Raw genomic sequence first — 26955 nt, 5'->3', positions numbered from 1 at the left:
AGTTCGCCATGGCCCTGATTGCACCGACTTCGACTGGTTGCTCAACGATCAGGAACAGAACCAGAAAACCGTTCGGAGAAGCTGTATGAAAATACGTTGACCTGAACATGTTGCCGGAGTCCTGTTATCCATATCGCTGCGCAGACGGTTCAATTCAATTTGCCCACATACCCTGGTAAAAAAAAGCACGGTCTGCCGTGACCGGCAAGACCGTGCAACATTACCCTCTTGCGACTTCTTACGTGCTTATTTGTCGTTCCTCGTTCTTTGTCAGAACTCGTATCCGACCTGGGCACGCACGCCCGCATCGCCCGTCGACGTGACCGATACCGCGCCGTTCATCAGCCACTTGCCGTTCCGGGAACGGTACGTGGCGCCCACTGCCGCAGCGCTACCGCCCTTGTAGGTGGCCCCGCCGGCGGCGACGATCGTACGGCCAGGACCGGACGGCGTCATGTTCGGCATGGCCATTGCCGCAGCGATACCGGCATAGGCGTTTTTGGCTACGTTGTTAATCGCCTGGTTGGCATCGTTGAACCGCTGATCAGTGTAGCTGTTGGCCTGCTGAACGCCTTGCGCCACCGAACTGTTCATCTGACCCACGTTCACCGCGTCGGTCGCCGCCGTACCTGCTGCGACATTGGTGATCTGACGCTCGTTACCCACCGAGCCCACCGACACCGAGTTGTCGCGGTCCGTCACCGAACCCTGACCCAACGCGACCGAGTTCGCATTGGCAGCCTGCGAGCCCGCACCGATTGCCGTCGAGTTGACACCCGTCGCCGCTGCGTTGGCGCCGACTGCCGTGGCGTTGTCCGCTGCCGCACTGGCGTTCGCGCCGATCACCGTGGCGTAGTTGCCCGAGGCAGCCGCTCCGGCACCGGCGGCCGTGCTGCCTGCGCCGGTACCAGGCATTGCTGCATTGACCTCAGCGCCATCGCTGCCGCTCGCCGACGGAGCATCGGTTGCGTCGAAGTACGGGCTTCCGGGCTGGATACCCGACACCTGTCCGGTCAGGTTCGACACCTGTCCATTGAGATCCGTCACCTGGTCCTGCAACGCCGACAACTGGCCGAAGTTCACCGCGTCGTACTGGCTCTTGCCATCCGCAACGTTGGTCAGGACCACGGGAGCTGCGCTCAGGCTTCCGCCCAGCGTGACCGAATTGAAGTTCACCGAACCGTCGACGTTGCGGTCGTACTGCACCGCGCCCGACAGTGACGTCCCGACATCACCCATCTGGTCCTGCAACTTCGTGATGTCCGTCGTGTTCTGCGCAATGTTGCTTTCCGCCGTCGTCACACGGGTGTTGGTCGCGAACAGCTGCGAACCGTTCACCGCTTCCGTGCTCGTATCCGACAGATTGCCCGCCGCAACGCCGCTCAGCGTACGCGCACCCTGCATACCGCTGAAGTCCACCGACGTGCCCGCTTTGTCCGACGCCACCGTGATCGCGTTCGTCACCGCGTCCTGCTTTACCAGGCCCACTTCGCCTGTGCTCAGTTGCTGCGTCAGGTCCGTCACCGAGCCTTCAACGGTCGTCACGCGGCCGTCGATGCTGGTGACGCGGTTGTCCACCGTCGTCACGCGGCCGTCCAGGCTGCTGATGTTCGTCGTGTTCGCCGCCACGTTCTGGTTGGTCGCGTACAGCTGCGAACCGTTCACCGCTTCCGTGCTGGTGTCGCTCAGTGCACCGGCTTTCACGCCGCTCAGCGTACGCACGCCATCGGTACCGGTGAAGTCCACCGTCGTGCCGTCCAGGCTCTTGGCCACCGTGATGGCCTTGCTGGTCGCGTCCTGCTGCACCATGCCGACGCTACCGCCGTCCAGCAACTGCGTCAGGTTCGCCACCGAGCCTTCCACGTTGGTCACCCGGCCATCGATGCTGGTGACGCGGTTGTCCACCGTCGTCATGCGGCCGTCCAGGCTGGTGATCGTCGTCGTGTTGTTCTCAATGCTGGCCGTGTTGGCCGCCACTTGCTGGTTCGTTGCGTACAGCTGCGAGCCGTTCACCGCGTCCGTGCTCGATGCGCTCAGGCGCCCGGCTGCCACGTTCGTGATCGTGCGCTCGCTACCCACGCTGCCCACGCTCACCGTGCTCGTCGGATTCGCACCCGCGAAGGAGTAAGCCGTCCCACCGATGGTCGCACCGCTCGTGCCCACCACCGCAGCCGTCGTCGAACTTGCGCCTAGTGCCACTGAGTTCGCCTCCGTCGCATTCGAACCCGCGCCCAGTGCCACGGCGGTAGTCCCGGACGAACTGGCCGCCGAACCAATCGCTACGCCGTTTCTCCCTGCCGCAGTAGCCGACGAGCCAAGCGCCGTGGCACCGTACTCTGCCGACAGAGCGTGCGAACCAAGCGCCATGCCGTAGTCTGATGTCGAAGTAGCCACATTACCAAGTGCAATTGACTGTGCGCCTGTGGCGGTAGCATTGGTACCCATTGCGGCCGAGAAGTCACCCGAGGCAGCAGCCTGGTTACCAACTGCGGATGATCGATCCCCCGATGCAGTCGCCTGATTGCCGAGCGCTGCAGCGTTCGCCGCGCTGGCCGTGGCCGCGGTACCCAGTGCAATCGCTGAGGTCCCCGACGCCTGAGCGACCAGACCAAGTGCAGTGGACTGGGCTCCTGTCGAAGTGGCGCCCAGACCTATCGCCATGGAGTAATCCCCTTCCGAAGTAGCAAACTGACCAATTGCAATGCTCGCGCCACCTGCGCTGGTTGCACCGAACCCCAAAGCGGCTGAGTCTTGACCCGATGCGGTCGACCCATAGCCGAGTGCTGTAGCCCCATCCGCGTTAGCCAAGGTTCCTGCACCGATCGCTGTTGAATTACCCCCGCTAGCCGTGGCAATTGCGCCGATAGCGGTAGCTCCAGTAGATGCAACCGCGCCAGCCCCCACAGCCGTCGCATTTTCGTCTGTAGCCGAAGCACCAGTGGACGCATTCTTCCCTCCGTTCTGCGCTTGGACTGGCGTTTCAATAACGGCAGCCTCTGCTGCCGTGCTGCCCAGCCCACCCAACACCAGCGCAACGACCGCGCCCGCAACCACCTTCGAACTGGCGCGCTTGCCACGTGCCCGTGAAGTTTCGGCGGCAGCCACCCAAGTCTGATGCACTTCACTCCAGATACTGATAAAAGACTTGTTCATGATGTGTTCTTTCCTCAAGAGCTAGTTAATCTATATAACGTAGGATTACTTATCTTATGGAGACCATTGCTGTCTGACGGATCAGCAATTTCTCGCTAGAAAATCGTGACGGTTACGCACTCGCCAACACCGGACAGCCGGTGACGGTCGGTCATTAACGGTTGAATTCCGGGAAAGTCAAATCGCCCTGATCTCTTTAACTGAGTCCAGTTTATATTTCTGAGACAGAACGAAAATAGACACAGTCCGAATATCAAATCAGGGCAATTGCATGACGTGCCAGATCACCACATCGCTTGCCAAAAAAGGGATTTAGCGCGATAAACATCGCTCGTGCGGACCTTCAGGCGATGGTTTTTCGGTCATGTCCTAGTGATGCGTTCCTGGCACAGCAGGCTTATGACGCGATGCGCCTCACGAAGGCGAAGGTCTGAGCGGCGTTGTCCACACGGACTCGACATCGCAAGCAACGAACACAGCCAGCGACGTGAGCGAAATTGCGTCGCCGTCAAAGTCAGCGAGAATCGACATCGACATGGAACCCGTGGCCACCATCGCGATACCGATTTCCATGCCCACTGATGAACTGGTGGCCTGCAGCACAAATCCACTGCGGGCGTTCCTCCAGAATGTGATGAGACGCGCGAGCTGCGCCCAGCGGGTCGAGTCGAACAGTGGCGAACCGTTGGGCTTCACGAGCGTACAAGTCAATGCCGCCATATTTCATCGCGGCCTCCCTCTGGTTAAAGCAGTTGGCAAACTCACTTTAACCCCGCCGTTCCCATGACGACGGTGGGAGGCCCGCTAGATGACTCTCAGCGCTCTAACACCTTGACGACCGTCGCAACCTATAGCGCCAGGACGCGTATTTCGACGCGGCGATTGAGTGCGCGGCCTTCGGCAGTCGCATTCGATGCGACGGGATCGTCCATACCCCTGCCCTCGGCGACAAACGTCTGCGCCATCACACCACGGTTACGCAGGTATTGCAGGACCGATTGAGCGCGCGCCTCCGACAGTTTCTGATTGTGTGCCCGCGAGCCGGTCGAGTCGGTGTAACCGGTTATCACAACGCGCTGGAAACTGACACCTTCATTCGCGCGCACAAAATTGTCTAGGGCCGCCTTCGCTGCGTTGCTCAATACGGCGCTGTCGGTGGCGAAATTCGCATCGCCTTGCAGCAACACCTGGCGCTGCTCCTGGGGTTTCGGTTGTGGCTGTTGCTGCGATTGAGGTTGTGGCACAGCGGCGAGTTGTGCCTCAGCCGGCTTACCGCACATGAAGGTGATCTCGCGCGGATCTTTTGTATTGACACCGGACCTGACTCCGTCAACTGCCTCTAGCACCGTGACAGGCTTGTCCTTGCAGATTTCGTCCGCGACTCTAAAACACGTTTGCGAGTTTTCGAGAAGACCGCCGCATTCGACGCGATACGTTGGCGCCGTCTGATTCGGAACGGTGATTGCATGTGCTGTAAAGGTCGGACCCGATTGCGTCGTACATGCCGACACAAGCCCAAATACTGCGCCCAGCAATACCAGGCGTGGATGAATTAGAGAATGCTTTTTCATGTTTATAGATTCGCCCAAAGCGAAAGCAGAGAATTGGAAAATTCGAAGCGGCGGAGAGAGCGCGCGCACGCCCTCTCTCCTGCTAAACGCTTACCACTGGTACGAAGCACCTACGCCGGCAGTCGTACCACCGCTGGACAGGCCGACACCCGCTTTCATCTTGATGTTTTGCGTGATGCGAGCCGTACCGCCGATGGCGACAGCCTGGTACCCCTTGTAGGTCCCTCCGCCAATACCGAGCGACAGCGTCTTGTCCTTATCGACGTCCGGAATCATCGTCAGCGCAGTGGCTGCCGCGATACCCGAGTAAGCGCCCTTGGCGACGTTGTCGATCGCCTGATTGGCGGCATTCACCCGGCTGTCGAGGTTCGAAAGCGCGTCGCCAACGTTCGAGTACGTACCGCCCGAGAGCTGATACGACGGACCAGTCACCGAGCCGTCCGGATTGACGCTGGCGCCACCGCCCATAGCACCGACCGCCGACGTCAACTGCGAGACGTTGACCGCGTCCGTGGCCTGCGTACCAGCCGCCACATTGGTGATCTGACGCTGGTTCGTCTCCGTGCCGACCGACACCGTGTTAGCACGATCAGCCACCGAACCCTGACCCAGCGCAACCGCGTTAGCCGCCGTTGCCTGTGACCCCTGGCCGATTGCTACCGAACCTGATGCTGCCGAAGCACCCGCGCCCACCGCGACTGCGCTGTCTGCTGCGCTGGAGTTCGAACCGACGGCCGTACCATAGTCACCTGCGGCGGTCGCACCGGAACCCGCTGCGGTGCTGCCCTTACCGGTGCCCGGCACCGCTTCGTTTACCACCGCTTCGTCGTCGGAAGAAGTATCGGTTGCATTGAAGTAGGGATTGGATGCCCCACCGCCGTTGTTCTCGATACCTGTTACCCGATTGTCGATATTGGACACCTGGTCCTGCAGGGCCGACAACTGACCGAAGTTCACAGCATCGTAGGTGGACTTACCGTTGGCTACATTGGTCAACACCACCGGTCCGGAGGACATACCGCCACCCAGCGTGACGCTGTTGTAGTTCACGGTGCCGTCACTGTAGCGGTCGTACTTGACCGAGCCCTGATCCAGATTCGTGATGTTGCTGTTGATCTGATCCAGTGCCTGGTTGGTCGCGTACAACTGCGAGCCATTGACCGCGTCCGTGCTCGCCTCACTCAGCCGGCCAGCCGCCACGTTCGTGATCGTGCGCTCGTTACCTTCGCTGCCCACGCTCACCGTGCCGTTCGGCTTGGCACCCGCGAACTGGTGATCCGTGCCACCGATGGTCGCGCTAGCCGTGCCCACCGCCGCTTCCGTGGTCGAGCCTGCGCCCAGCGCCACGTCGTTGGTGTTCTTCGCCACCGCACCCATGCCGATCGCCACCGAGTCCTGACCATCTGCCGACGAATCGACACCCGTCGAGTTCGCGTGGAAGTACTTCGTGCCCGTGTTGTACACGTTGCTGATCTGGTCGCCCGCCTTCGTCACCTGGTCACCCAGGTTCGCGAGGTTGTCGTTCGTCTCTGTCAGCTGCGACATGTTCACTGCGTCGCTGGGGTTCACACCGTCCGCCACGTTCGTGATACGCGTGCCGCCGACGTGCGTCACGGAGTCGTACGTGTCACCGGCCAGCGTAATGCTGTTGCGGTTCACCGTCGTGCCATCAGCATTGGTGTCGTACTTCACCGAACCTGCATCAAGGTTGCCCAACTTGTCGTCCACCGCGTTGAGTTGCGACACATTGACCGCATCGCTGTCAGCCACGCCATTGGCCACGTTCGTGATCGTCCTGCCACCCGCGTTGATGCCACCCGTGGTGATGCTCGGGCCGCCCTGGATGGTCACGCCGTTGTTGTTCACCACCGTGCCGCCCGTCGTCACGCTGTCGACCTTCAGGTCGCGTGCCAGGTCGAAGCTCACGTCGTTGCTGGTCGCGTCCTTGCTCACCGCGATGTTGCCATCGGTGTTCTTCAGGTCGACCGTGGCGCCCGGTGCCACATTGGTCGCGTTTGCACCCTGCGCGCTGACGTTCCAGCCCGCGTTCGCCGACTGGCTCACCTCGTCCAGTTGCCCCTTGTTCACCGCGTCGTCAGCGTTCACGCCGTTGACCACGTTCGTGATCGTCCTGCCGCCCGCGTTAATGCCGCCCGTGGTGATGCTCGGGCCGCCCTGGATGGTCACGCCGTTGTTGTTCACAACCGTGCCGCCCGCCGTCACGCTATCGACCTTCAGGTCGCGTGCCAGGTCGAAGCTCACGTCGTTGCTGGTCGCGTCCTTGCTCACCGCGATGTTGCCATCGGTGTTCTTCAGGTCGACCGTCGCGCCCGGCGCAACATTGGTCACGTTCGTGCCCTGCGCGCTGACGTTCCAGCCCGCGTTCGCCGACTGGCTCACCTCGTCCAGTTGCCCCTTGTTCACTGCGTCGTCAGCGTTCACGCCGTTGACCACGTTCGTGATCGTCCTGCCGCCCGCGTTGATGCCGCCCGTGGTGATGCTCGGGCCGCCCTGGATGGTCACGCCGTTGTTGTTCACCACCGTGCCGCCCGTCGTCACGCTGTCGACCTTCAGGTCGCGGGCCAGGTCGAAGCTCACGTCGTTGCTGGTCGCATCCTTGCTCACCGCGATGTTGCCATCGGTGTTCTTCAGGTCAACCGTCGCGCCCGGCGCCACATTGGTCGCGTTTGCACCCTGCGCGCTGACGTTCCAGCCCGCGTTCGCCGACTGGCTCACCTCGTCCAGTTGCCCCTTGTTCACCGCGTCGTCAGCGTTCACGCCGTTGACCACGTTCGTGATCGTCCTGCCGCCCGCGTTAATGCCGCCCGTGGTGATGCTCGGGCCGCCCTGGATGGTCACGCCGTTGTTGTTCACCACCGTGCCGCCCGTCGTCACGCTGTCCACGTTCAGGTCGCGGGCCAGGTCGAAGCTCACGTCGTTGCTGGTCGCATCCTTGCTCACCGCGATGTTGCCATCGGTGTTCTTCAGGTCAACCGTCGCGCCCGGTGCAACATTGGTCGCGTTTGCACCCTGCGCGCTGACGTTCCAGCCCGCGTTCGCCGACTGGCTCACCTCGTCCAGTTGCCCCTTGTTCACCGCGTCGTCAGCGTTCACGCCGTTGACCACGTTCGTGATCGTCCTGCCGCCCGCGTTGATGCCGCCCGTGGTGATGCTCGGGCCGCCCTGGATGGTCACGCCGTTGTTGTTCACCACCGTGCCGCCCGTCGTCACGCTATCGACCTTCAGGTCGCGGGCCAGGTCGAAGTTCACGTCGTTGCTGGTCGCGTCCTTGCTCACCGCGATGTTGCCATCGGTGTTCTTCAGGTCAACCGTCGCGTCCGGCGCCACATTGCTCACGTTCGCACCCTGCGCGCTGACGTTCCAGCCCGCGTTCGCCGACTGGCTCACCTCGTCCAGCTGCCCCTTGTTCACTGCGTCGTCAGCGTTCACGCCGTTGACCACGTTCGTGATCGTCCTGCCGCCCGCGTTGATGCCGCCCGTGGTGATGCTCGGGCCGCCCTGGATGGTCACGCCGTTGTTGTTCACCACCGTGCCGCCCGTCGTCACGCTATCGACCTTCAGGTCGCGGGCCAGGTCGAAGTTCACGTCGTTGCTGGTCGCATCCTTGCTCACCGCGATGTTGCCATCGGTGTTCTTCAGGTCGACCGTCGCGCCCGGCGCCACATTGGTCGCGTTTGCACCCTGCGCGCTGACGTTCCAGCCCGCATTCGCCGACTGGCTCACCTCGTCCAGCTGCCCCTTGTTCACTGCGTCGTCAGCGTTCACGCCGTTGACCACGTTCGTGATCGTCTTGCCGCCCGCGTTGATGCCGCCCGTGGTAATGCTCGGGCCGCCCTGGATGGTCACGCCGTTGTTGTTCACCACCGTGCCGCCCGTCGTCACGCTGTCGACCTTCAGGTCGCGGGCCAGGTCGAAGCTCACGTCGTTGCTGGTCGCATCCTTGCTCACCGCGATGTTGCCATCGGTGTTCTTCAGGTCGACCGTGGCGCCCGGCGCCACATTGCTCACGTTTGCACCCTGCGCGCTGACGTTCCAGCCCGCATTCGCCGACTGGCTCACCTCGTCCAGTTGCCCCTTGTTCACTGCGTCGTCAGCGTTCACGCCGTTGACCACGTTCGTGATCGTCTTGCCGCCCGCGTTGATGCCGCCCGTGGTGATGCTCGGGCCGCCCTGGATGGTCACGCCGTTGTTGTTCACCACCGTGCCGCCCGTCGTCACGCTATCGACCTTCAGGTCGCGGGCCAGGTCGAAGCTCACGTCGTTGCTGGTCGCATCCTTGCTCACCGCGATGTTGCCATCGGTGTTCTTCAGGTCAACCGTCGCGCCCGGTGCCACATTGGTCGCGTTTGCACCCTGCGCGCTGACGTTCCAGCCCGCATTCGCCGTCTTGCTCACCTGTGTAATCTGGTCACCCAGATTGGTGATCGACGTGGTGTTCTGGTCCACCTGCTGGTTCGTCGCGTACAGCTGCGAGCCGTTCACCGCGTCCGTGCTCGACGGCGACAGATCGCCTGCGGCCACGTTCGTGATCTTCGTGCCGTTGATGCCGCCACCCAGCGTGATCGTGCCCTTCGATGCGTCGTCGTAATGCACCGCCAGCGGATCCGTTCCGTTGCCAGCCGCGTTCTGGATGTCCTTGCTCAGCTGGTCCACCTGCTGATTCGTCGCGTACAGTTGCGAGCCGTTCACCGCGTCCGTGCTCGTCGCGCTCAGGCGGCCGGCCGCCACGTTCGTGATCGTGCGCTCGCTACCCACGCTGCCCACGCTCACCGTGCCCGTCGGATTCGCACCCGCGAAGGAGTAAGCCGTCCCGCCGATGGTCGCACCACTCGTGCCCACCGCCGCGGCCGTCGTCGAACTGTTGCCCAGTGCCACCGAGTTCGCCTCCGTCGCATTCGAGCCCGCGCCCAGTGCTACTGAGTTCGTCCCCGTCGCCTTCGAAGCCACGCCCATTGCCACCGAGCTATCCCCCGTCGCCGTCGCCAATGGACCGATCGCCGTCGAACCGGAGCCCGATGCACTAGCATTCATGCCCTCTGCGATGGAACCCATCCCGGAAGACACCGCACCCATACCGATCGCCACCGCGTCCGCACCCACCGCCGACGAATCCGCACCCGTCGAGTTCGCGTGGAAGTACTTTGTGCCGGAGTTGTACACGTTCGTCACCTGGTCGCCCAGGTTCGTGATCGACGAGGTGTTCTGTGACACCTGCTGGTTCGTTGCATACAGTTGCGAGCCGTTCACCGCGTCCGTGCTCGACGACGACAGGTCGCCCGCGGCCACATTGACAATCTTCTTGTTGTTGACGTTTGCCGCGCCGTTTGCGCCGTTGAATTGCACGGTTGCGCTGTCCAGCGCCGTCAGCGCCGCGCCAACGCTCTTCTGCGTGCCGCCCGCCACGTTGTAGCTTGGTGCGCTAATTGCACCGGTGCCCGCGTTGTACGTCGCACCGCCGCCCAATGCCGCCGCAGTGTCCGAGCCCTGCTGGTTAACCTTCGCGTCTTCCGATTGCAACTGGCTGACGTTCACCGCATCCGTCGCGGCCGAACCGGCAGCGACGTTGGTCACGCGACGTTCGTTGCCTGCCGAACCCACCGACACTTCGCCATTCGCCGCCGACGCGGTACCCGACAACGCCGTCGAACCCGGGTTGTAGCCGGCCGCGCTCAGGTCTGCCGTCGTCGTCGAATTCGCGCCCAGTGCCACCGAGTTCAGTGCCGTGACACTCGCCCGGGCACCGATTGCCGTCCCGTTGGTCGCTGACACCGATGCCAAGGTACCAATGGAGATGCCGTTGGTCGTTGCAGCAGACACGTTAGCAGAAGCACCGAGCGCCAGGCCCTGAAGTCCATCGCTAGTCGCCCGTGCGCCAATCGCAGTGCTGAGGCCCCCGGAGGCAGTCGCATTCCAACCCAGAGCGACCGCCCCCGAGCCGGACGCTGTCGACAGAATGCCAATCGCAGTAGAGTTCTGTGCGTTCGCCACGCTAGCCGCGCCAATCGCGGTTGTTCCCAGCTCCGATGCAGACGCTTTCGACCCAACCGCTGTCGCTTCTTCGCCCGTAGCAGAAGCGGAAGTCGTATCCGTTCCCGAGTACTGCCCGTTTTGCGCCTGAACCGGCGTGGCGATGAGATTGGCTGCTGATGCCGCACCCGACAGCCCGGCCAGCACAACGACAGTGGCAACCGCCCCAGCCACTGCCCGTGACTTGCTTCGCTTGCCGCGCGCAACCGTATGCTCGGAGGCCGCTACCCACGACCCAAGCGCCTCGTTCCAGACGCTGATATATGACTTGTTCATGATGCGTTCCTATTGCAATAGTTAGCTAAATTTAAATCTACTTAAATAACTTAAAATAAATCAGATAATTAGTTATACGAATTTTAAAAAGATGATCGCCGCCATCAGATCAGTAAATCGTCACCACTAAATTTGGCGATCACACGCATCACCGATACTAGACAGCCGGCGACGCTCAGAAAATGGTCGTTGAATTTATGGAGAGTCAGATCGCTTCGCGTCTATCTCTCCAACTGATTCCATCCTATATTTACGAGACAGGATAAAAATAGGCCCAGTCCGAATCGCAGATGATCACCATCTCAATCGGCGAAAATCTTATATTCTCAATATTGAATTGAAATAGGACTGGTCCGAACATAAAGTCATAATTTTTAAAAATTTGCCATTCCGTATCCCACGCCCCATGATGGCTGGCAGGTTCAGTCTGGCGTCGCTATTCATGAGATCGCAGTACAACTGAGGCGCAGCAAGAAGATGATCAGTGCGCAAAATCCTGAACGATCGAAAACTCGGCATCGACTGGGTAGTCGATCGGCTGCCCTATGTGACGGAAAGCTAATGGTCGATCCGCCCCAGTAGACGTTCAGCAGCGAATCCCAGTGCGTCGGCCAGAAAACAGCAATTTATCGCGGCATATGACCCGTAACGGTGGCGATATTCGTGTCAGCTACTTCTCTACAGATAATGGGTATGTCCCTCCCATTCACGCGACATCTTTTTTACGCTGCGGAAAACTTAGATACATAAAATGCCGCTCTGCTGTGGCGCAATTTTTTCTTCCATCGCAACCGTTAAATTATTTAGGGATATAGTGGATGACACCAGTCCGCTCTCGATTCCGTAACGGACCAGATCGGCGTCCCGCGCGATGCCCAGTTTGACCATTGCCGTGGTTTTTTGCGCACTGATCGTCTTTTTACTGCGATGCAGTAGCATGGCAATTTCCGTGACCGACATTCCAGACACAAAAAAACGTACCACTTCTAGTTCCCGCTTCGTTAGCGGGGAACCGGCCGCGCTGCCGCGGACGCCGCGTTTGATCGATGCGGCAATTGCCGCCATGCGCGGTGACAGATAACGACCATTCGAGTATGCGCTATGAACGGCCAGCGCCAGATGGTCGACCGAATCAGCTTTGCTCAGAATGCAATGAATCCCCATATCCAATAGCGAACGCACGACCGCCGGACTCGCCAACATGCTCAACACAACGACCTTGAGATTCGGATAACGCTGGCTAATTAACGAGAAAAGCGCCAGGCCGTCACCATAGTCGCCTCCGGGCATCACATAGTCTGACACCAGCACATCGCAGGGAAGATGGTCCAGCGTTGCGATAAGTGCTGTCGAGTTTTGCACAGTGTCGATCACAGAGATCGTGCGGCTCTTCTCCAGGCCATGACGCACGCCATCGAGAATCACAGGATGGTCGTCAGCGAGAACTACGCGGACCGTGAATGAGTTCATGGTTGATGTCCATAGAAGGATGCGGCTGGAATTATTCGGATAGTCCAATCAACAGCGGGCCACTCCAGCCATCAAGATCGCCTTCAAAACCGCAACCGGCCCTGGGATGGACATACTCCGGAATGAGCGCCGACGTCACGATACGGACGCTAAGCGCCACAGGTCGCCACAACTCCGTCACCTCACTGGAAGCTCACCGCACTACGCATCATCACCAAGGGCAGGTTCAGACAGTTGCCGTAAGTCGCAAGGTAGATGAATCGCAAGTACGATTACGTTTGGCCCGAGCCAATACCGACCTCACAAGATGCCCCGTTCGAACGCCCGCGCGATACCCCTTTCAGTACTCGCCAACGGCATCGCGAGCGCTCGCGTCAATCCGCACTGCGCGGCATATATGTGAAACCATGATCGGGATATCTGACAGAAATGCTCGCCTTAGCCGTGCCTCACAGCCCATCCTGATACCATCGCTCCGGGATGCGCAGCCAGAATCGGGGCAGAACCACACCTCATCGTGTCGCACTCCTAATGTCATCTTTCTTGTATCGACGACGCGAGGCAGATTCTATTCATGCGGCATCCCGTCGGTAATAGGCAAAGTCCTAGAAAATCGTAAGAAATTGACAAATAAGCCTAATCCTATATTTTTCGATCATAAATCCAGCTGATTTTCATATCTCTTTCCATTGAAATAGGTCAAGTCCTATTTTTAGAAATGTTTTCATTCGAGTGAGAGCAGACGGAAAATCATCCAGGAAGAGCGAGCCTGACGGCATCGCCGTGCTGACTAGCTACACGTCTTCATCCAGCCGTCGCCTGGCCCGCGATTACCGCAGTCACGTATCGATCTGCGCATCTGTCGCCCGCTTCGCGAGCGCTGTCCAGGCAAGCGGCTCGAAACGGGCCAACGCCTCGCTCAACCCGGTGGTGTCGTTGCTTCTGGCGAGCTGCTCCATCCGCTCGCAGGCGCTCGCCATCTCCGTCTCGTGGATCATCGCGAATGAGCCACGCACCGAGTGAAGGTGATCAAGCATCGTTTTCATGTCGCCCGAATCGAGTGCCTCGTGCAGCGTCGCCAGCGATTCGCCGAGCGCGCGGTTCAGCGCAACATACACACGCTCGGGCAACGGACCCTGCGCAATGTCCTGTCTCGTGGACACGCTGCTAACGGGACGCCTGCCAGCCTCGTTGACCAGCCGCCGCAGGGTCTGATCGATTGTGTCGAGCAGAACCGGCTTGAGCAGGACCGTGTCGATTCCAGCGCTCTCACATCGCGCGCGCTCCTCCGCTGCGGCATGGGCGGTAATCGCGATGATCGGCACAATTGCCTTCTGGGCCCGCAGGCATTGCGCCAGGGTGTAGCCGTCCATCCCTGGCATATTGAGATCGGTCATGACCGCGTCATAGTGCCGCTCGCTAAAGCACCGCAGCGCCGCGCTTCCGCTGTCGGCCATATCTGCTTCGTATCCAAGCGTAGCGAGTTGCGCCACGATCAGTTCACGGTTCGACACCTGATCGTCGACGACCAGGACGTGAACCGCTTGTGCGTCGCTCAGCACAGACTCCGGCCTGACAGGCTCTTCGCCGGCGTGATCAGCCGGCGCGCCTGTGTCAGCCCGGATCGGCAGCGTCACAACGAAGGTGCTTCCCCTATTGGGCTCGCTTCTGACCAGAATCGTGCCACCCATCAGCTCTGCGAGACGCCAGCACAGCGCCAGTCCAAGGCCGGTTCCGCCATAGCGCCGGGTGATCGTCGAATCCGCCTGGGTGAACGCATGAAACAGCGTCGCCTGTTGGGCAGGTGTCATCCCGATACCGGTGTCGATCACGCCGATCATGACCGGCGAGTCATCGGCAGTATCGTCCTTGGGGTATACCTCGAGCAGCACTTCGCCGGTGCTCGTGAACTTGATAGCATTGCTAACCAGGTTGACCGCGATCTGCCTGACCTTCGTCGGGTCGCCAAGGTAGTGCGGCGCGAGCGAGTCGTCGATGAAGCACTCGAATTCGAGCCCCTTCTCACGCGCCATCGGAGCAAACATCGCAGCGACCTGACGGATGGTGTCGCCGAGATCAAAGCGGATGGTCTCGAGGGTCATCTGGCCGGACTCGACCTTCGAGAAGTCGAGAATGTCGTTAATGATGCCAAGCAGCGCGGTGGACGACGAGGTGATGACCTGCAACCGCTCGCTCTGTGACGGCGACAACGGCGAACGGCCGAGCAGTTCGAGATTACCCAGAATCGCATTGAGCGGCGTGCGTATTTCGTGGCTCATCATGGCCAGAAAAGCCGACTTCGCCTGATTGGCCGCATCGGCTGCAGCACGCGCTTCATTGAGTTTTCGTTCGGTGTTCTTGAGGGACGTGATGTCGGAGAAGCTGCATAGCAGCACGTCATGCCCCTGGTACTTCGTTCGAACCAGACTCACCAACAGGTCGTCGACGCGATCGTCCTTCAGTCTGAGAGGCAACTCGAGATCGGACTGCCACGCGGGCGCCTCTTTGGAGCCGTCGTAGAGGTCATGCAACTGGACATGCAACGGCCGCTCATTCGGGTGTGTGTTCGACTCGAAGGTTCGCATCAAATCGTTCTGCAGCAGCACGTCGCCGCGATCGAACGATAGCAGTGCGAATCCCGACGGCGCCGCCGCGACCATGGTGCGGTTCAGGTTCTCGCTTTCGAAAACCCGCTGTGAGCGCACATAGCCCGGAGTGAATATCCTGTGATCGAGCAGGAGCAGGAGTGTCCACAGGAAAACTGTCACGAGCAGCATCGCCGCCGTGTATCCCACAAGGCGCGGCCAAAGTTCGACCATAATCGTGCGCCACGTAAACGCGTAGACGAGCTTCCAGCCCGCGCTCGTCACTGGTCCACTGGCAATGAAGAGACCCCTCAGATACTGGCGAACCACTCTCGTGGACTGCGTGGCGTGCGATTCCGTACTGAGAACCCGGTCTGCCAGCCCACGGCCGCCGCCCGTCGGACCAGTGCTAAGGAGGATCACCTTGTCTGCGGAATCGACGATCATTGAGGCTTCGGCATGACGTGTCGCGGCGATGCCTTCCAGCAGCAAACTCACGGGCACGTTGCGAACGACGACGAGAAATGGCTTTCCTTTCGCAAACGCGGGCAGTACCAATCTGAACGCGCGCTCCCCGCCGAACGGATCCGCAGCCGGCGGGAACCACACTGGATCGCGGTTGGCAAACAGTCTGGCCTCAACCACCGGGTCTGCCAGATCGCCAACGTCGGGCGCGATGCGGTCCACGAGCTTGTCGACACTATCCACACCATTCGATGTGAGCGGGTCGCCAACCTTTGGGGCCGGAAAGATGAAAATGAGCCGATGATCAGGCGTATATGCATATGCCGACGCACCAGCAGGCTGCACCTTGGCGAAGGCGCCAAGGCGGTAGTTCAACTGGTTGGCAAGCGTCAGATACCGGGCAACTTCCGCGTCGGGCGACGGCTGTGTAATATCGCCCAATAGCATCACCGCGTCGAACCTCCGGCTCTGCTGCAGAACGATACGTCCATGTTGCGTGACAAACCTGTCGACAAGCCAGTCTGGCGCGCCGGCGCTCGCATCCCAGATCTCTTCCCCGTGCATGACAAAGGTTCGTAACAGGGTTTCGCCTTCGAGAAACTCCTGTTGCAGGCGCGTTCTCCGGACGGCGAAGTCGGTGTAGCGATACTCGATGTAGTCGTTGACTATCGAGTACAGCATAACGCCGGTGAGCAGCACGATGATCAACGAAATCGCGACGCCTGCGCTGTAGAGAAACGTGCGCTGATAGCGGCTCAGAACACTGGGTTCGTGATCTCCTGGCTCGCTTGTGGGTGCCCTAAGCGCGCCGTCGTGCTCTTTGAGTTTCCTGATCTGCGATGGCATGATTGCCTTGCATCCAGAGAAAAATGGGAAAGGCTTTCAGCATAATAAGGCCATTCTCACCGTTCTGTCGCGGTATGCATTTCACCGGTTTGCCGGAGGCGTTCCGCAGGTTCAGCAGGTTGGTGACCATCAGGCCTTCGCCTTGCTGCGACACAAGCTTGTGCGTCAGCAGGCGTTCGCTGATGCGGCGAAATAACAGTTCACAGTTTGATTAGGAATGCTTTTTGTGACCAATGGTTAGAATTGCTCTGCTGAGGATTTGCCATCGCCGTCGTTATCCCCATTGCGCATCTGCCCCTTGCGGATCATGTGTATGGTCTCGATGCCGGCAAGGATGATGCGCGCGTACCGGGAGTTCTTGACGCAAGGCGTTTTGACCGCCGTCGGCAAGTTAGTAGCCGGTGTCCCCTTTCACGAACCCCACCTCCGAGACTTTCAACCTGCTTTCCCTTGCTGAATCGCGCCCCAGTTTTTCCCGAACCTCACGGAATTGACGCAATTCAACGCTACCGCATATCTTCGCAAACCGAGAACCTATCTAGCTTTCGCCAAACTCCAGACAAAACCCGCACAGGCAAATTAATATTCAAACAGCCGCGCAAAACTCCCGCCAAACTACGGCAGAGAAACTCTCAGGTCTATTGGAATTACATCGCCATGCAATCTCTGACAGACATGCAAGGCCATACCGGGGTGAAACGGATTCGAATCGACAAAGGTGTCGCTTTGAAGTCTTTTCACGACGTGATTCCTTTACAGACGATCGCCGAAGTCAACGAGGCTATCAATCGTTCGTTTGGCAATGTGCCGCGGCGCTCGCAGTCCGGCGCGATGATCGCCGAGATATTGCGTCGCGGCGAAGCGTTCCGCAGGCTCGAGCAGACGATCTGCGCGAACGCGCGCGCGCTGGCGGCGAAGGCCGGTCAGACGGAGCTGCCGGCAGAGCCTTTCCACGTGCTGCGCTGTGCGAGCCCCTCGACGCTCGCGGAAAGTCACTGCCGTCATTACGATTCACATTTGCTCACGCTGCTGATTCCGCTGCAACTGGCCCCGGACGGTGTCCACAACGGCGACCTTGTGATGTACCGGAACCCGCGCCTGTCGGTCTCGACGCTCACCAACGTGATCTGCAAGATACGTCACGGCCTGCTGCGCAGCCTGCCGTTCGCCTGCCGCAACTGGCACACACTCCACGACCTGCGCACCGGCAACTGCAAGCGCATCCCGGTGCAGGTCGGCAGCGTCTATGAGTTCAACGGCTTCGCGCTTCAGCATGCGAATTTCGACGTGCAGGACGGTCAACGCCGCACCTTGCTGATTCACTACTACGACCCAGGCCACTCGCTGGGTTTGAGCGCGGTGCTGCGCCGCGGGCGCATCCGCTGATCCCGGCATGACAGGGCCGCAAGCACCATCCTTTCCCGATGGATTCCGCAAGCGCACATCGCAGTTCCTTTCTTAATCGATAGGAACCCTTGCGATCGCAGTCCGCGAATCCCGTGCCTCGCGGCGCATCCGATGCGATGCGAGCAGGCATGCTCAACGTCTCTTCGCTGTCGATAAAATCGGCCGGATATTTCCCTTTGCTTTTAATCCGGCCTACACTGAACCCAGTCTTCTTCCGCCAGGCGCTCTTGCGCTTTGCCGTTGCCGGTCCGGGGCAACGGGTGTTGTTTGCCGTGCTTCGCGAGCCGACACAAGCCGAACCGGTTCGTGCCCAATCACCACTTGAACGGGACGACTCATCATGGCCGATACGAGTTACATGGCACGGAAAACCGTTGCCGATATCGTCGGAAGTGCGGATGCGGAAGGAGGCCACGCGCTGTCGAAAACGCTCGGCGCCGCCAGCATCACGGCGATGGGCATCGGCGCGATCATCGGCGCGGGCATCTTCGTGCTGACCGGCACGGCCGCGGCGCAGTTCGCAGGCCCGAGCATCACGTTGTCGTTCGTGCTGGGCGGCATCGCGTGCGCGTTCGTCGGGCTGTGCTACTCGGAACTCGCGGCCATGCTGCCCGTGTGCGGCAGCAGCTACACCTACACGTATGCGACGCTCGGCGAGATCTTCGCGTGGATCATCGGCTGGGACCTGATCCTCGAGTATGCGATGGGCGCGGCGACCGTCGCGGTTGGATGGTCGGGCTATATCGTGAGTCTGCTGCACAACGTGGGCATCGAGATTCCGCCTGCCCTCGCAGCCGCGCCCGGCACCGTCGTCAAGCTCGCCGACGGCTCGACGATCACCGGTCTCATCAATCTGCCGGCGGTGCTCATCATCGCGATTCTGACGACCATGCTCGTGCTCGGCACGAAAGAGTCCGCACGACTCAACAACGTGATGGTCGCCGTCAAGCTGGTCGTGGTGGTTGCGTTCATCGCGATCGGGGTGTTTTTCATCAAGCCGGAAAACTGGCATCCGTTCATCCCGGCCAATACCGGCCAGTTCGGCAACTTCGGCATGAGCGGCATTCTGCGCGGCTCGGCCGTGGTGTTCTTCGCGTTCATCGGTTTCGATGCGGTGTCCACCGCCGCGCAGGAAGCGCGAAAGCCGCAGCGGGACATGCCGATCGGCATTCTCGGTTCGCTGATCATCTGCACGGTGCTGTACATCCTCGTCGCGGGCGTGCTCACCGGGCTCGTGCCCTACACGGAGTTGAACGTCCCCGATCCGATCGCCAGGGGCGTCGACGCGATCGGCCTGAACTGGTTCGCCATCCTGATCAAGATCGGCGCGCTGACGGGACTGACCACCGTGATTCTCGTGCTGCTCTATGGGCAGAGCCGCATCTTCTTCACGATGTCACAGGACGGTTTGCTGCCGTCGCTGTTCGCTCGCGTGCATCCGCGTCTTCAGACTCCGCATCTGAGCCAGATGCTGATCGGCACGGTCGTCGCGGTCGTCGCCGCGTTGACGCCGATCGGCGTGCTCGGCGAGATGGTCAGCATCGGCACGCTGTTCGCGTTCATCCTTGTATGCGGCGCGGTGATCTATCTGCGTCGCAGCGATTCCGACGCGATGCGCCCGTTCCGCGTACCCGGCGTGCCGGTGGTGCCGGTGCTCGGCATCCTGTTCTGTCTGCTGCTGATGGCGGGCTTGCCGCTCGTCACGTGGTTGCGGCTCGTCGTATGGCTCGTGATCGGGATGGTCATTTATCTGTCGTACGGGCGCAATCATTCGACGCTGCGGCATCCGGAGCGGCGCAAGGTGTGAATTATCGGGGGGGCTGGGCGATTGACGAAGCCCCCCACCGCCCTTCCCCTTTGCCTCTTGCGGCATCGATCGTCCACCGAAATTTGCAATCACTACCGGTGACCCTGATGCCCTCGTACAAGAGGACGACCTCCGTGTGCGCAAGTGCGACGGCTACAGCCGGGAAGCAGGCGCAGCTCAAAGCTCATCGGCCAGACAAGGCAACAGACTGCGGTCCGGCAACTCCCCGATCCCCGTCAATCGCTGCGCCATGAACTCGCGCAGCACGCGCACCTTCGTCGAGAAACGCCGGTTCGGCAGATAGGCCATATAGATCTGCCGCCCCGTCAGCGCGTTTTCGAGCCGGTAGTCGGGCAACACGACTTCGAGCTCGCCGCTCACGAGCAGATCGCGAATCAGCCAGATCTCGAACTCGGCAATGCCGAGCCCCGCGCGCGTCGTCTCGAGCAGCAGTTCCGAGTGATCGGACTGCAGGTTGCCCGACGGCAGAATCGACTTCACACCCTCGCCGTTCGTCAGATGCCAGCGCGGATCGCCTTCCGGATGCAGATAGCGCAGGCAGTTGTGCTGCGCGAGATCGGCCGGTGTGCGCGGCCGGCCGCGTCGCGCGAGATAGGAAGGCGCGGCGCACAAGATGCTGTCGTTGCGCGAGATCGGCTGCACGATCAGGTTGTCGAGATAGTTCTCGCCTTCGTGGATGTCGAGATCGAAGCCGCCCATCACCATGTCGTTGTGGTTGTCGGTCAGACGCAGATCGAGCTGCACGGCGGGATAAAGCTCGAGGAACGGCGCCACGAGCGGCGCGAGGTAGCGCCGCCCGAACGCGACCGGCGCGGTCAGCTTGAGCGGGCCGCTCGGCGCGGCGTCCAGTTCCGCGACCACGCGCAGCGTGTCGTCGAGGTCCGCGATCATCGACACCGCGCGCGCGTGATACAGGCTGCCGGCCTCGGTCAACGCCACATGATGCGTCGAGCGATGCAGCAGCGGCACGCCGAGCATCGCCTCGAGCGCCGTGATCTTGCGCGCGATCGTCGAGGTCGCCACCTTCAACTCACGCGCGGCCGCCGAGAAACTACCGAGTTCGACGATCCGCACCAGCGCGCGCATCGCGCTCAGATGGTCGAGGCCGGCCTCTTTTGCATTTTTTGAGGGCATGTCTGTGTTGCGTCCAGTGCAAAACCATTTTCGAAATTACGGCCAAATGCTTTTTTTTGCAATAATTAAACTCGCCTTTGTCTGATCTACCCGAAAAGCATGCAATGACCCTCCCTTCGCACGTCCCGCTCGTCATCGCCACCCGTAACGCCCATGTGGAGCGGATCCACTGGGGATCAGTCGCCGTGGTCGATGCTTCCGGCGCGCTGCTGGCCCATGCGGGCGATCCGCACGCGTGGGTGTTTTCCCGCTCGACGCTGAAGCCGTTTCAGGCCCTGCCCTTCGTGCGCGATGGCGGCCCGGAGCATTTCGGCTTCACCGACGCCGAACTCGCGCTGACCTGCGCGAGCCACGGCGGCGAGGATATCCACGTCGATGCAGTGACCGCGATGCTCGCGAAAATCGGCATGGCCGAATCCGACCTGCGCTGCGGCGTGCACATGCCTGACTGCTATGGCGAAGACAATCTGCCGCCGCGCGGCAGCGTGTTCGACCAGCGTCATCACAACTGCTCGGGCAAGCACACCGGCTTTCTCGGCTATTGCTGCATGCACGGCTATGCGCGCGCGAGCTACCTCGAACGCGACCACGAATTGCAGCAGGAGATCGGCCGCGAAGTCGCACGGCTCGCCGATGTGCCCGCTTCGGAACTCTGGTTCGGCATCGACGGCTGCAGCGCGCCGAACATCGGTATGCCGCTGTCGCGCCTCGCGACGATGTGGGGCAAGCTCGCCACCGGCGCATCGGGCGCCGGCGCGGCGAGCGACGCGGCGCTCGCGCGCATCTTCGCGGCGATGACAGCGCATCCGAAAATGGTGTCGGGCACGGGCCGCTGCGATCTCGCGCTCGCCAACGCGTCGAACGGCGACTGGGTCGCGAAGGTCGGCGCCGACGGCGTGCACACCGTCGGCGTGCGCAGCCGCGGCATCGGCATCGCGGTGAAGATGGCCGACGGCGACTTCAGCGCGGTCTACGCGACCACGATCGCGGTGCTGCAACAGCTCGGTCTGCCGCTCGAAACCGAAGGCACGCCGCTCGCGAAATGGGCCAACCCGGTGCTGCGCAACGTGCGCGGCACGGCGGTGGGGCAACTCGAGGCCACACTGCAACTGACATGGGCATGAACCTATGGGCATGAACGACAGCGCGCTCGGCCGCGCCGCGGCGCTCGTGTCGCTGCGCGGCGTGAACAAGTCGTTCGGCGCGCAGCAGGTGCTGTTCGACGTCGACCTCGATGTCGCGCCCGGCGAAGTCGTCGTCGTGATCGGGCCATCGGGCTCGGGCAAGTCGACGCTGTGCCGCTGTATCAACCGGCTCGAGACGATCGACTCCGGCGAGATTCTGCTCGCGGGCGCCCGCCTGCCCGAAGAAGGCCGCGCGCTCGCCGCGATGCGCTCGCAGATCGGCATGGTGTTCCAGTCGTTCAACCTGTTCTCGCATCGCACGGTGTTGCAGAACGTCGCGATGGGGCCGCGCAAGGTGTTGCGCCAATCGCGCGGCGAAGCCGAAGCGCTCGCGCGGCGCCTGCTCGCGCGCGTCGGTCTCGCGCACAAGGCCGACGCGGTGCCCGCGGAACTGTCCGGCGGCCAGCAGCAGCGCGTCGCCCTCGCCCGCGCGCTTGCGATGCAGCCGAAGGTGATGCTGTTCGACGAACCCACATCCGCGCTCGACCCGGAGATGGTCAGCGAAGTGCTCGCCGTGATGCTCGAACTCGCGCAAAGCGGCATGACGATGGTCGTCGTCACGCACGAAATGGGCTTCGCGCGCCAGGCGGCGGACCGCATCGTTTTCATGGACGGCGGACGCATCGTCGAAATCGCCGAGCCCGACGCATTTTTTAGCGCGCCGCGCTCGGAGCGGGCGCGCGATTTTCTTTCCAGGATTCTGGAGCACTGATTTTTTGTCGATCGACCCGACAGGGCCAGCCTGTCACTGTCACGCCTGTCACTGTCACGTATAACAGAGGAGATACCAACATGCGCTCGAAAGCGAATCTGAAAGCGAATCTGAAAGCGAGTTTGAAATCGATTGCGGTCGTGGCTTCGTGCGTTGCCGGTACGTTCCTCGCGACTGCCCTGCCGGCCCACGCGGAAACCTTCCCGGCCGATTCGACGATGGCGAAGATCCAGAAGAAAGGCAAACTCGTGGTGGGCACCTCGCTCAATACGCTGATGTTCTCGGTGCGCAATCCGATGACGGGCCAGACCGAGGGCTTCGAAGGCGATCTCGCGCGTCTGCTCGCGAAGAAGCTGACCGGTTCCGAGGACAACGTCGAATGGGTCAAGACCACCACTGAAAACCGTCTGCCGTTCGTGCAGAACGGCCGCGTCGACGTCGTGATCTCGACGCTGACGATCAACGACGCGCGCAAGAAGGTAATCGGCTTCGCGGGTCCGTACTACATCGCCGGGCAGGACATCCTGACCAAGCGCTCCGACACCTCGATTCACGGGGTGACCGATCTGAACGGCAAGACCGCCTGCGTGCTGAACGGCACGACCGTCGAGGACAACGTGAAGAAATTCGCGCCGCAGGCGAAGTTCGTCACGTTCAACGACACGGCCGCGTGCGTCGAAGGCGTCGCCGATGGCCGCTTCGACGCCTACGTCGACGACGGCGCGACGCTCGCGGGCGAATCGCTGCGTCAGCCGAACAAGTTCCGCATCGTCGGCAAGCCGTTCACGCAGGAGCCGTACGGCATGGGCGTCGCGAAGGACGACGCGGTGTTCCGGCAATGGATCGACGCGCAGCTCGAGCAATCGATCAAGGACGGCACCTGGAACAAGCTCTACGCGAAGAACCTCGAAGGCACGCTCGGCAAACCGCAGGTGCCGGCGATCGAACGCTGATCCTTCGTTGACGCTGATCGACCCGCCTATCCATGGACTTTCTGCTTCCCCTGCTGCCGTTCGCGTGGCGCTTCATCGAGGCGATGGGCGTCACGATCGAGCTGACCGCGCTGTCGTTCGCGATGGCATTCGTGCTCGGCATCGCCCTGACCGTGATGGCCGTGTGCCCGCTCGCGCCGTTGCGCTGGTTCGCCGCGACCTACGTCGAGATCATGCGCATGACGCCGCTGCTCGCGCTGTTGCTGCTCTTCGTGTTCGGCCTGCCGAAGCTCGGGTTCATGTACTCGCTGACCGCGTCCTCGGTGCTCGTGCTCGGCTTCTACACCGCGGCGTGGGTCGCCGAGGTGCTCAGGGCGGGCGTCAACGCGGTGCCCTCCGGCCAGGTCGAAGCGGCGCGCAGCATCGGCATGCGCTTTGACCAGGTGCTCTCGAACGTCGTGATTCCGCAGGCGATGCGCACGGTCATTCCACCGCTCGGCAATCTGTTCGTGAATCAGATCAAGGCGTCGTCGATCGCGGCGGCGATCGGCGTGTTCGACATCACGTATACGGCGCAGCGCATCAACTTCGAGACCGCGCAGGCCGTGCCGACTTTCGCGAGCGCCATGCTCGCCTATATGGCGCTCACGATTCCGCTCGGCCTGCTGATGCGGCGGCTCGAACAGAAAATGGCGGTGGCGCGATGAACCGCTCTCACACGCTGTACGAACCGCCGGGGCCGCTCGGGCGCAAACGGCAGCGCATCTTTTCGATCGTGAGCGCGCTGGCCGTGTGCTGGCTGCTCGTCGCGATCGGCATGCGCCTCGAAACGAGTGGCCAGTTCGACGCCGACAAGTGGGCGATCTTCCTGCATTGGGGCACCGCGAAGTTTCTGTTCGACGGGCTCGTCTCGACGCTCATGGCGGCGGCGTGCTCGGCGCTCGCCGCGTTCGCGCTCGCGTTGCCGCTCGCGCTGTGGCGGCTGTCGACGCGGCCGCTCGTCAGCCGGCTCGCCGGCGCGTACATCGAGTTTTTCCGCGCGATTCCGCTGTTGTTGCTGATCCTCTTCATGGTGATCGAGCTGCCCTCGCTCGGCTTCGACTGGCCGGCGCTCGGCTTTCTCGTGTTTGCGATGGCGCTGCATCACTCGGCGCTCACCGCCGAGGTGGTGCGCGCGGGCATCCTGTCGCTGCCGCGCGGACAACGCGAGGCGGCGCTCGCGCTCGGCATGCGGCCGTCGCAAGCGATGCTGCACGTGGTGCTGCCGCAGGCGCTGCGCGCCATGCTGCCGGCGCTGATCAGCTCGGTGCTCGCGATCGTGCAGGACACGTCGCTCGGCTATGTGATCCCGTACGACGAACTGCTGCACCGGTCGCAGGATGTGTCGAGCTATGCGCCGCAATCGCTGCTGCAGGCCGCGTTCATCGTCACGATGATGTATGGGCTCGTGAGCGCGGCGCTGCTTTATCTGAAGCGATGGGTGTTGCGGCGGCAAGGGCGGGCTGTGGCAAGGAGTGTGGCGAAGCGCGCCGATGGCGCGGCGGCCGACCTGCCCGGTGAGGTGCCGGCTTCTGTTGCGGGAGCGAACTCACGGGAGTGAGGACCGTTTCAAAGCGCTCCGATTTTATTGATCTTTGCATTGCCGTAATTGGTCTCGCTCGGAGTAGCGCATTGCGCTCGTACGGAATCGTCAAAGTGAAATGAAAACTTTGTCACAAAGCTTTTGAATAGCATGGATTTTGTCGTTGTATCCGTTATTGGCGGCGGCTTCCTTACCTTATCTTCCCGGTCTAAACCCACGCGGAAATATCGTCGACGTGTTTCCGGGCGGCAATATGCCGGATTCAGTAGATTGCGCATGCCTTTAATTGAGCCGCCCATACTCACGCTGACGGCCCACCCTCTATAGCCTGAAACCCACCCCCCGTTCGCCGTGAGTTTATTCCACTCGCGGTGCCCAAAATAAATTGACAAGTCATCCAGACGCTGTAGGATCAACGGAAATCTTTTCCGGGTATTGCCGCGCCCGTCGGTTTAATAGTGACTGACAGTGACTGACGCCGCAAACCAAAAGGCCGTTAAACCGTAATCGATTTCACGCGCAAAAAAGAGTGCCTTCACCAAGGAGTTTCTCTTGCTCTGCTCAGCATCCCGTCTGCGTAGTCATGCCGTACTGCTTCTGATCACTGGTTTGCCGTTCCTGCTTGCCGCGTGCAACAACCGGCAGGAAGCGCCCACCGCCGCATCGATGCCCCCGGTTCCGGTCCTCGTCGAAACGGTCTCGACCACGCCCGTGGCCGACGTCGTCGAATTGCCCGGCCGTATCGAGGCCGTGCGCACCGCGGAGATTCGTGCCCGGGTCGACGGTATCGTTCAGCGCACGCTCTATCAGGAAGGCACGGACTTGCCGGCCAACGCGCCGCTGTTTCAGATCGACCCAAGCGACTATCGCGCGCAATTGCAGCAGGCGCACGCCGCACTCGCGCGTGCGACCGCCGTGCGCGACAACGCGGCCTCGGTCGTCGACCGCTTCAGGCCGCTCGTCGGCCGTCATGCGGTGAGCGCCCAGGAATATGACGCCGCGCTCGCGACCATGCAGCAAGCCCAGGCCAATGTCGCCGATGCTCAGGCGGCCGTATCGCTCGCGCAATTGCGGCTCGACCGCTGCACCGTGCGCACGCCGATCGCCGGCCGCGCGGGCCGCGCGCTCGTCACCGAAGGCGCGCTCGTGAGCGCGGGCGCGGCCACGCTGCTCACCCAGGTCAACCAGCTCACGCCGATCAACGCAGTCTTCACGCAGTCGAACACCGCGCTGCTCGACGTCGAGCAGCAGATCCAGTCGGGCACGCGCCAGCCGCTCGACATGAAGCATGTCGAGGTGCAACTGATCCTCGCCAACGGCCAGGTCTACAACGAGCGCGGTTTTCTCGACTTCACCGATCTCGTCGTCGATCCGTCCACCGGCACGCAAACCGTGCGAGCACGGTTCGCCAATCCGGACCGTACGCTGCTGCCCGGGCAGTTCGTGCGCGGGCGCATCATCGCGGGGGGCAATCTGCGCGGTATCCGCATTCCCGAGCGCGCGGTGCAGCTCGATAACGGCGTGGCGAGCGTCGCGCTCGTCGCCGACGACGGCACCGTGGTCCGCCGCAACATCGATCTCGGCGAGCAGGGCGAAGGCCGCTGGACCGTGCGCGATGGGCTGAAGCCCGGCGAGCGCCTGATCGTCGACGGCTGGCAGAAGGTGCAGCCGGGCCAGCGCGTCGAGGCGCGGCCCGTGACTGATGCGCCGTCGGCCGCGAGCCCCGCTGTCGCCGCTTCGACCGCGCACTGACGGGCCCGCC

At 61.7% G+C, this 26955-nt stretch carries 16 protein-coding genes and 1 pseudogene; 9 read left to right on the top strand and 8 right to left on the bottom strand.

Annotated elements, in window-relative coordinates:
* Positions 1–270: 270 nt before the first annotated feature.
* From B9Z01_RS23205 to B9Z01_RS23180, 6 genes are all read right to left on the bottom strand, one after another.
* Positions 271–3153 carry a YadA-like family protein gene (locus B9Z01_RS23205; RefSeq protein ID WP_085487343.1) on the bottom strand — a complete coding sequence of 961 codons (2883 nt, stop codon included), beginning with the start codon at positions 3151–3153 and terminating at the stop codon, positions 271–273.
* A 414-nt stretch (positions 3154–3567) separates the two neighbouring features.
* The gene (locus tag B9Z01_RS23200; protein ID WP_085487341.1) at positions 3568–3873 is read right to left on the bottom strand and encodes a hypothetical protein; all 306 of its coding nucleotides are present in this window, start codon (positions 3871–3873) and stop codon (positions 3568–3570) included.
* Positions 3874–4001: 128 nt separating this feature from the next.
* Positions 4002–4724: an OmpA family protein gene (locus tag B9Z01_RS23195; protein ID WP_085487525.1), complete on the bottom strand. Its 723-nt coding sequence runs from the start codon at positions 4722–4724 to the stop codon at positions 4002–4004.
* A 90-nt stretch (positions 4725–4814) separates the two neighbouring features.
* The gene (locus B9Z01_RS23190; RefSeq protein WP_085487339.1) at positions 4815–11048 is read right to left on the bottom strand and encodes a YadA-like family protein; all 6234 of its coding nucleotides are present in this window, start codon (positions 11046–11048) and stop codon (positions 4815–4817) included.
* Between the two features lie 738 nt (positions 11049–11786).
* A complete protein-coding gene (locus B9Z01_RS23185; protein ID WP_085487337.1) occupies positions 11787–12518 on the bottom strand; it encodes a response regulator in 732 nt (243 codons plus the stop codon).
* Between the two features lie 839 nt (positions 12519–13357).
* Positions 13358–16414, bottom strand: coding sequence for a sensor histidine kinase (locus tag B9Z01_RS23180; protein ID WP_244196135.1), 3057 nt, complete (start codon positions 16412–16414; stop codon positions 13358–13360).
* On the opposite strand from B9Z01_RS23180, the gene B9Z01_RS23175 reads away from it, so the two are divergent.
* On the top strand, positions 16413–16610 hold the full coding sequence (locus B9Z01_RS23175; RefSeq protein WP_085487335.1) for a hypothetical protein: 198 nt from the start codon (positions 16413–16415) through the stop codon (positions 16608–16610). The genes B9Z01_RS23180 and B9Z01_RS23175 overlap by 2 nt on opposite strands.
* A gap of 41 nt (positions 16611–16651) precedes the next feature.
* Here the strand turns inward: B9Z01_RS23175 and B9Z01_RS35910 are convergent.
* Positions 16652–16774, bottom strand: a pseudogene (locus B9Z01_RS35910) (IS6 family transposase); the annotation flags it as partial.
* 90 nt (positions 16775–16864) lie between these two features.
* On the opposite strand from B9Z01_RS35910, the gene B9Z01_RS23170 reads away from it, so the two are divergent.
* Positions 16865–17800 carry a hypothetical protein gene (locus B9Z01_RS23170; protein ID WP_244196134.1) on the top strand — a complete coding sequence of 312 codons (936 nt, stop codon included), beginning with the start codon at positions 16865–16867 and terminating at the stop codon, positions 17798–17800.
* A gap of 361 nt (positions 17801–18161) precedes the next feature.
* A complete protein-coding gene (locus B9Z01_RS23165) occupies positions 18162–19628 on the top strand; it encodes an amino acid permease (protein ID WP_085487331.1) in 1467 nt (488 codons plus the stop codon).
* 177 nt (positions 19629–19805) lie between these two features.
* Here the strand turns inward: B9Z01_RS23165 and B9Z01_RS23160 are convergent, their stop codons facing one another.
* Complete coding sequence (locus B9Z01_RS23160; RefSeq protein ID WP_085487329.1) at positions 19806–20783, bottom strand: LysR family transcriptional regulator; 978 nt, start codon at positions 20781–20783, stop codon at positions 19806–19808.
* 104 nt (positions 20784–20887) lie between these two features.
* Here B9Z01_RS23160 and B9Z01_RS23155 point away from each other — a divergent pair, with 104 nt between their 5' ends.
* From B9Z01_RS23155 to B9Z01_RS23130, 6 genes are all read left to right on the top strand, one after another.
* Positions 20888–21907 (top strand): asparaginase, encoded by a 1020-nt coding sequence (locus B9Z01_RS23155; RefSeq protein ID WP_085487327.1) that lies wholly within the window; start codon positions 20888–20890, stop codon positions 21905–21907.
* 10 nt (positions 21908–21917) lie between these two features.
* On the top strand, positions 21918–22679 hold the full coding sequence (locus B9Z01_RS23150) for an amino acid ABC transporter ATP-binding protein (RefSeq protein ID WP_085487521.1): 762 nt from the start codon (positions 21918–21920) through the stop codon (positions 22677–22679).
* 80 nt (positions 22680–22759) lie between these two features.
* On the top strand, positions 22760–23632 hold the full coding sequence (locus B9Z01_RS23145) for a glutamate ABC transporter substrate-binding protein (protein WP_085487325.1): 873 nt from the start codon (positions 22760–22762) through the stop codon (positions 23630–23632).
* 32 nt (positions 23633–23664) lie between these two features.
* A complete protein-coding gene (locus tag B9Z01_RS23140) occupies positions 23665–24318 on the top strand; it encodes an amino acid ABC transporter permease (protein ID WP_085487323.1) in 654 nt (217 codons plus the stop codon).
* Positions 24315–25211: an amino acid ABC transporter permease gene (locus B9Z01_RS23135; protein WP_085487321.1), complete on the top strand. Its 897-nt coding sequence runs from the start codon at positions 24315–24317 to the stop codon at positions 25209–25211. The genes B9Z01_RS23140 and B9Z01_RS23135 overlap by 4 nt, the downstream gene beginning before the upstream one ends.
* Positions 25212–25745: 534 nt before the next feature.
* Positions 25746–26945, top strand: a complete 1200-nt coding sequence (locus B9Z01_RS23130; RefSeq protein ID WP_085487319.1) for an efflux RND transporter periplasmic adaptor subunit — start codon at positions 25746–25748, stop codon at positions 26943–26945.
* The last annotated feature ends 10 nt before the right edge of the window (positions 26946–26955 follow it).

The sequence above is a fragment of the Paraburkholderia susongensis genome, assembly GCF_900177725.1.
GTDB classification, from domain to species: domain Bacteria; phylum Pseudomonadota; class Gammaproteobacteria; order Burkholderiales; family Burkholderiaceae; genus Paraburkholderia; species Paraburkholderia susongensis.
Note: the sequence above shows the minus strand (reverse complement) of the source record. Positions and strands in the feature narration are given on the sequence as shown.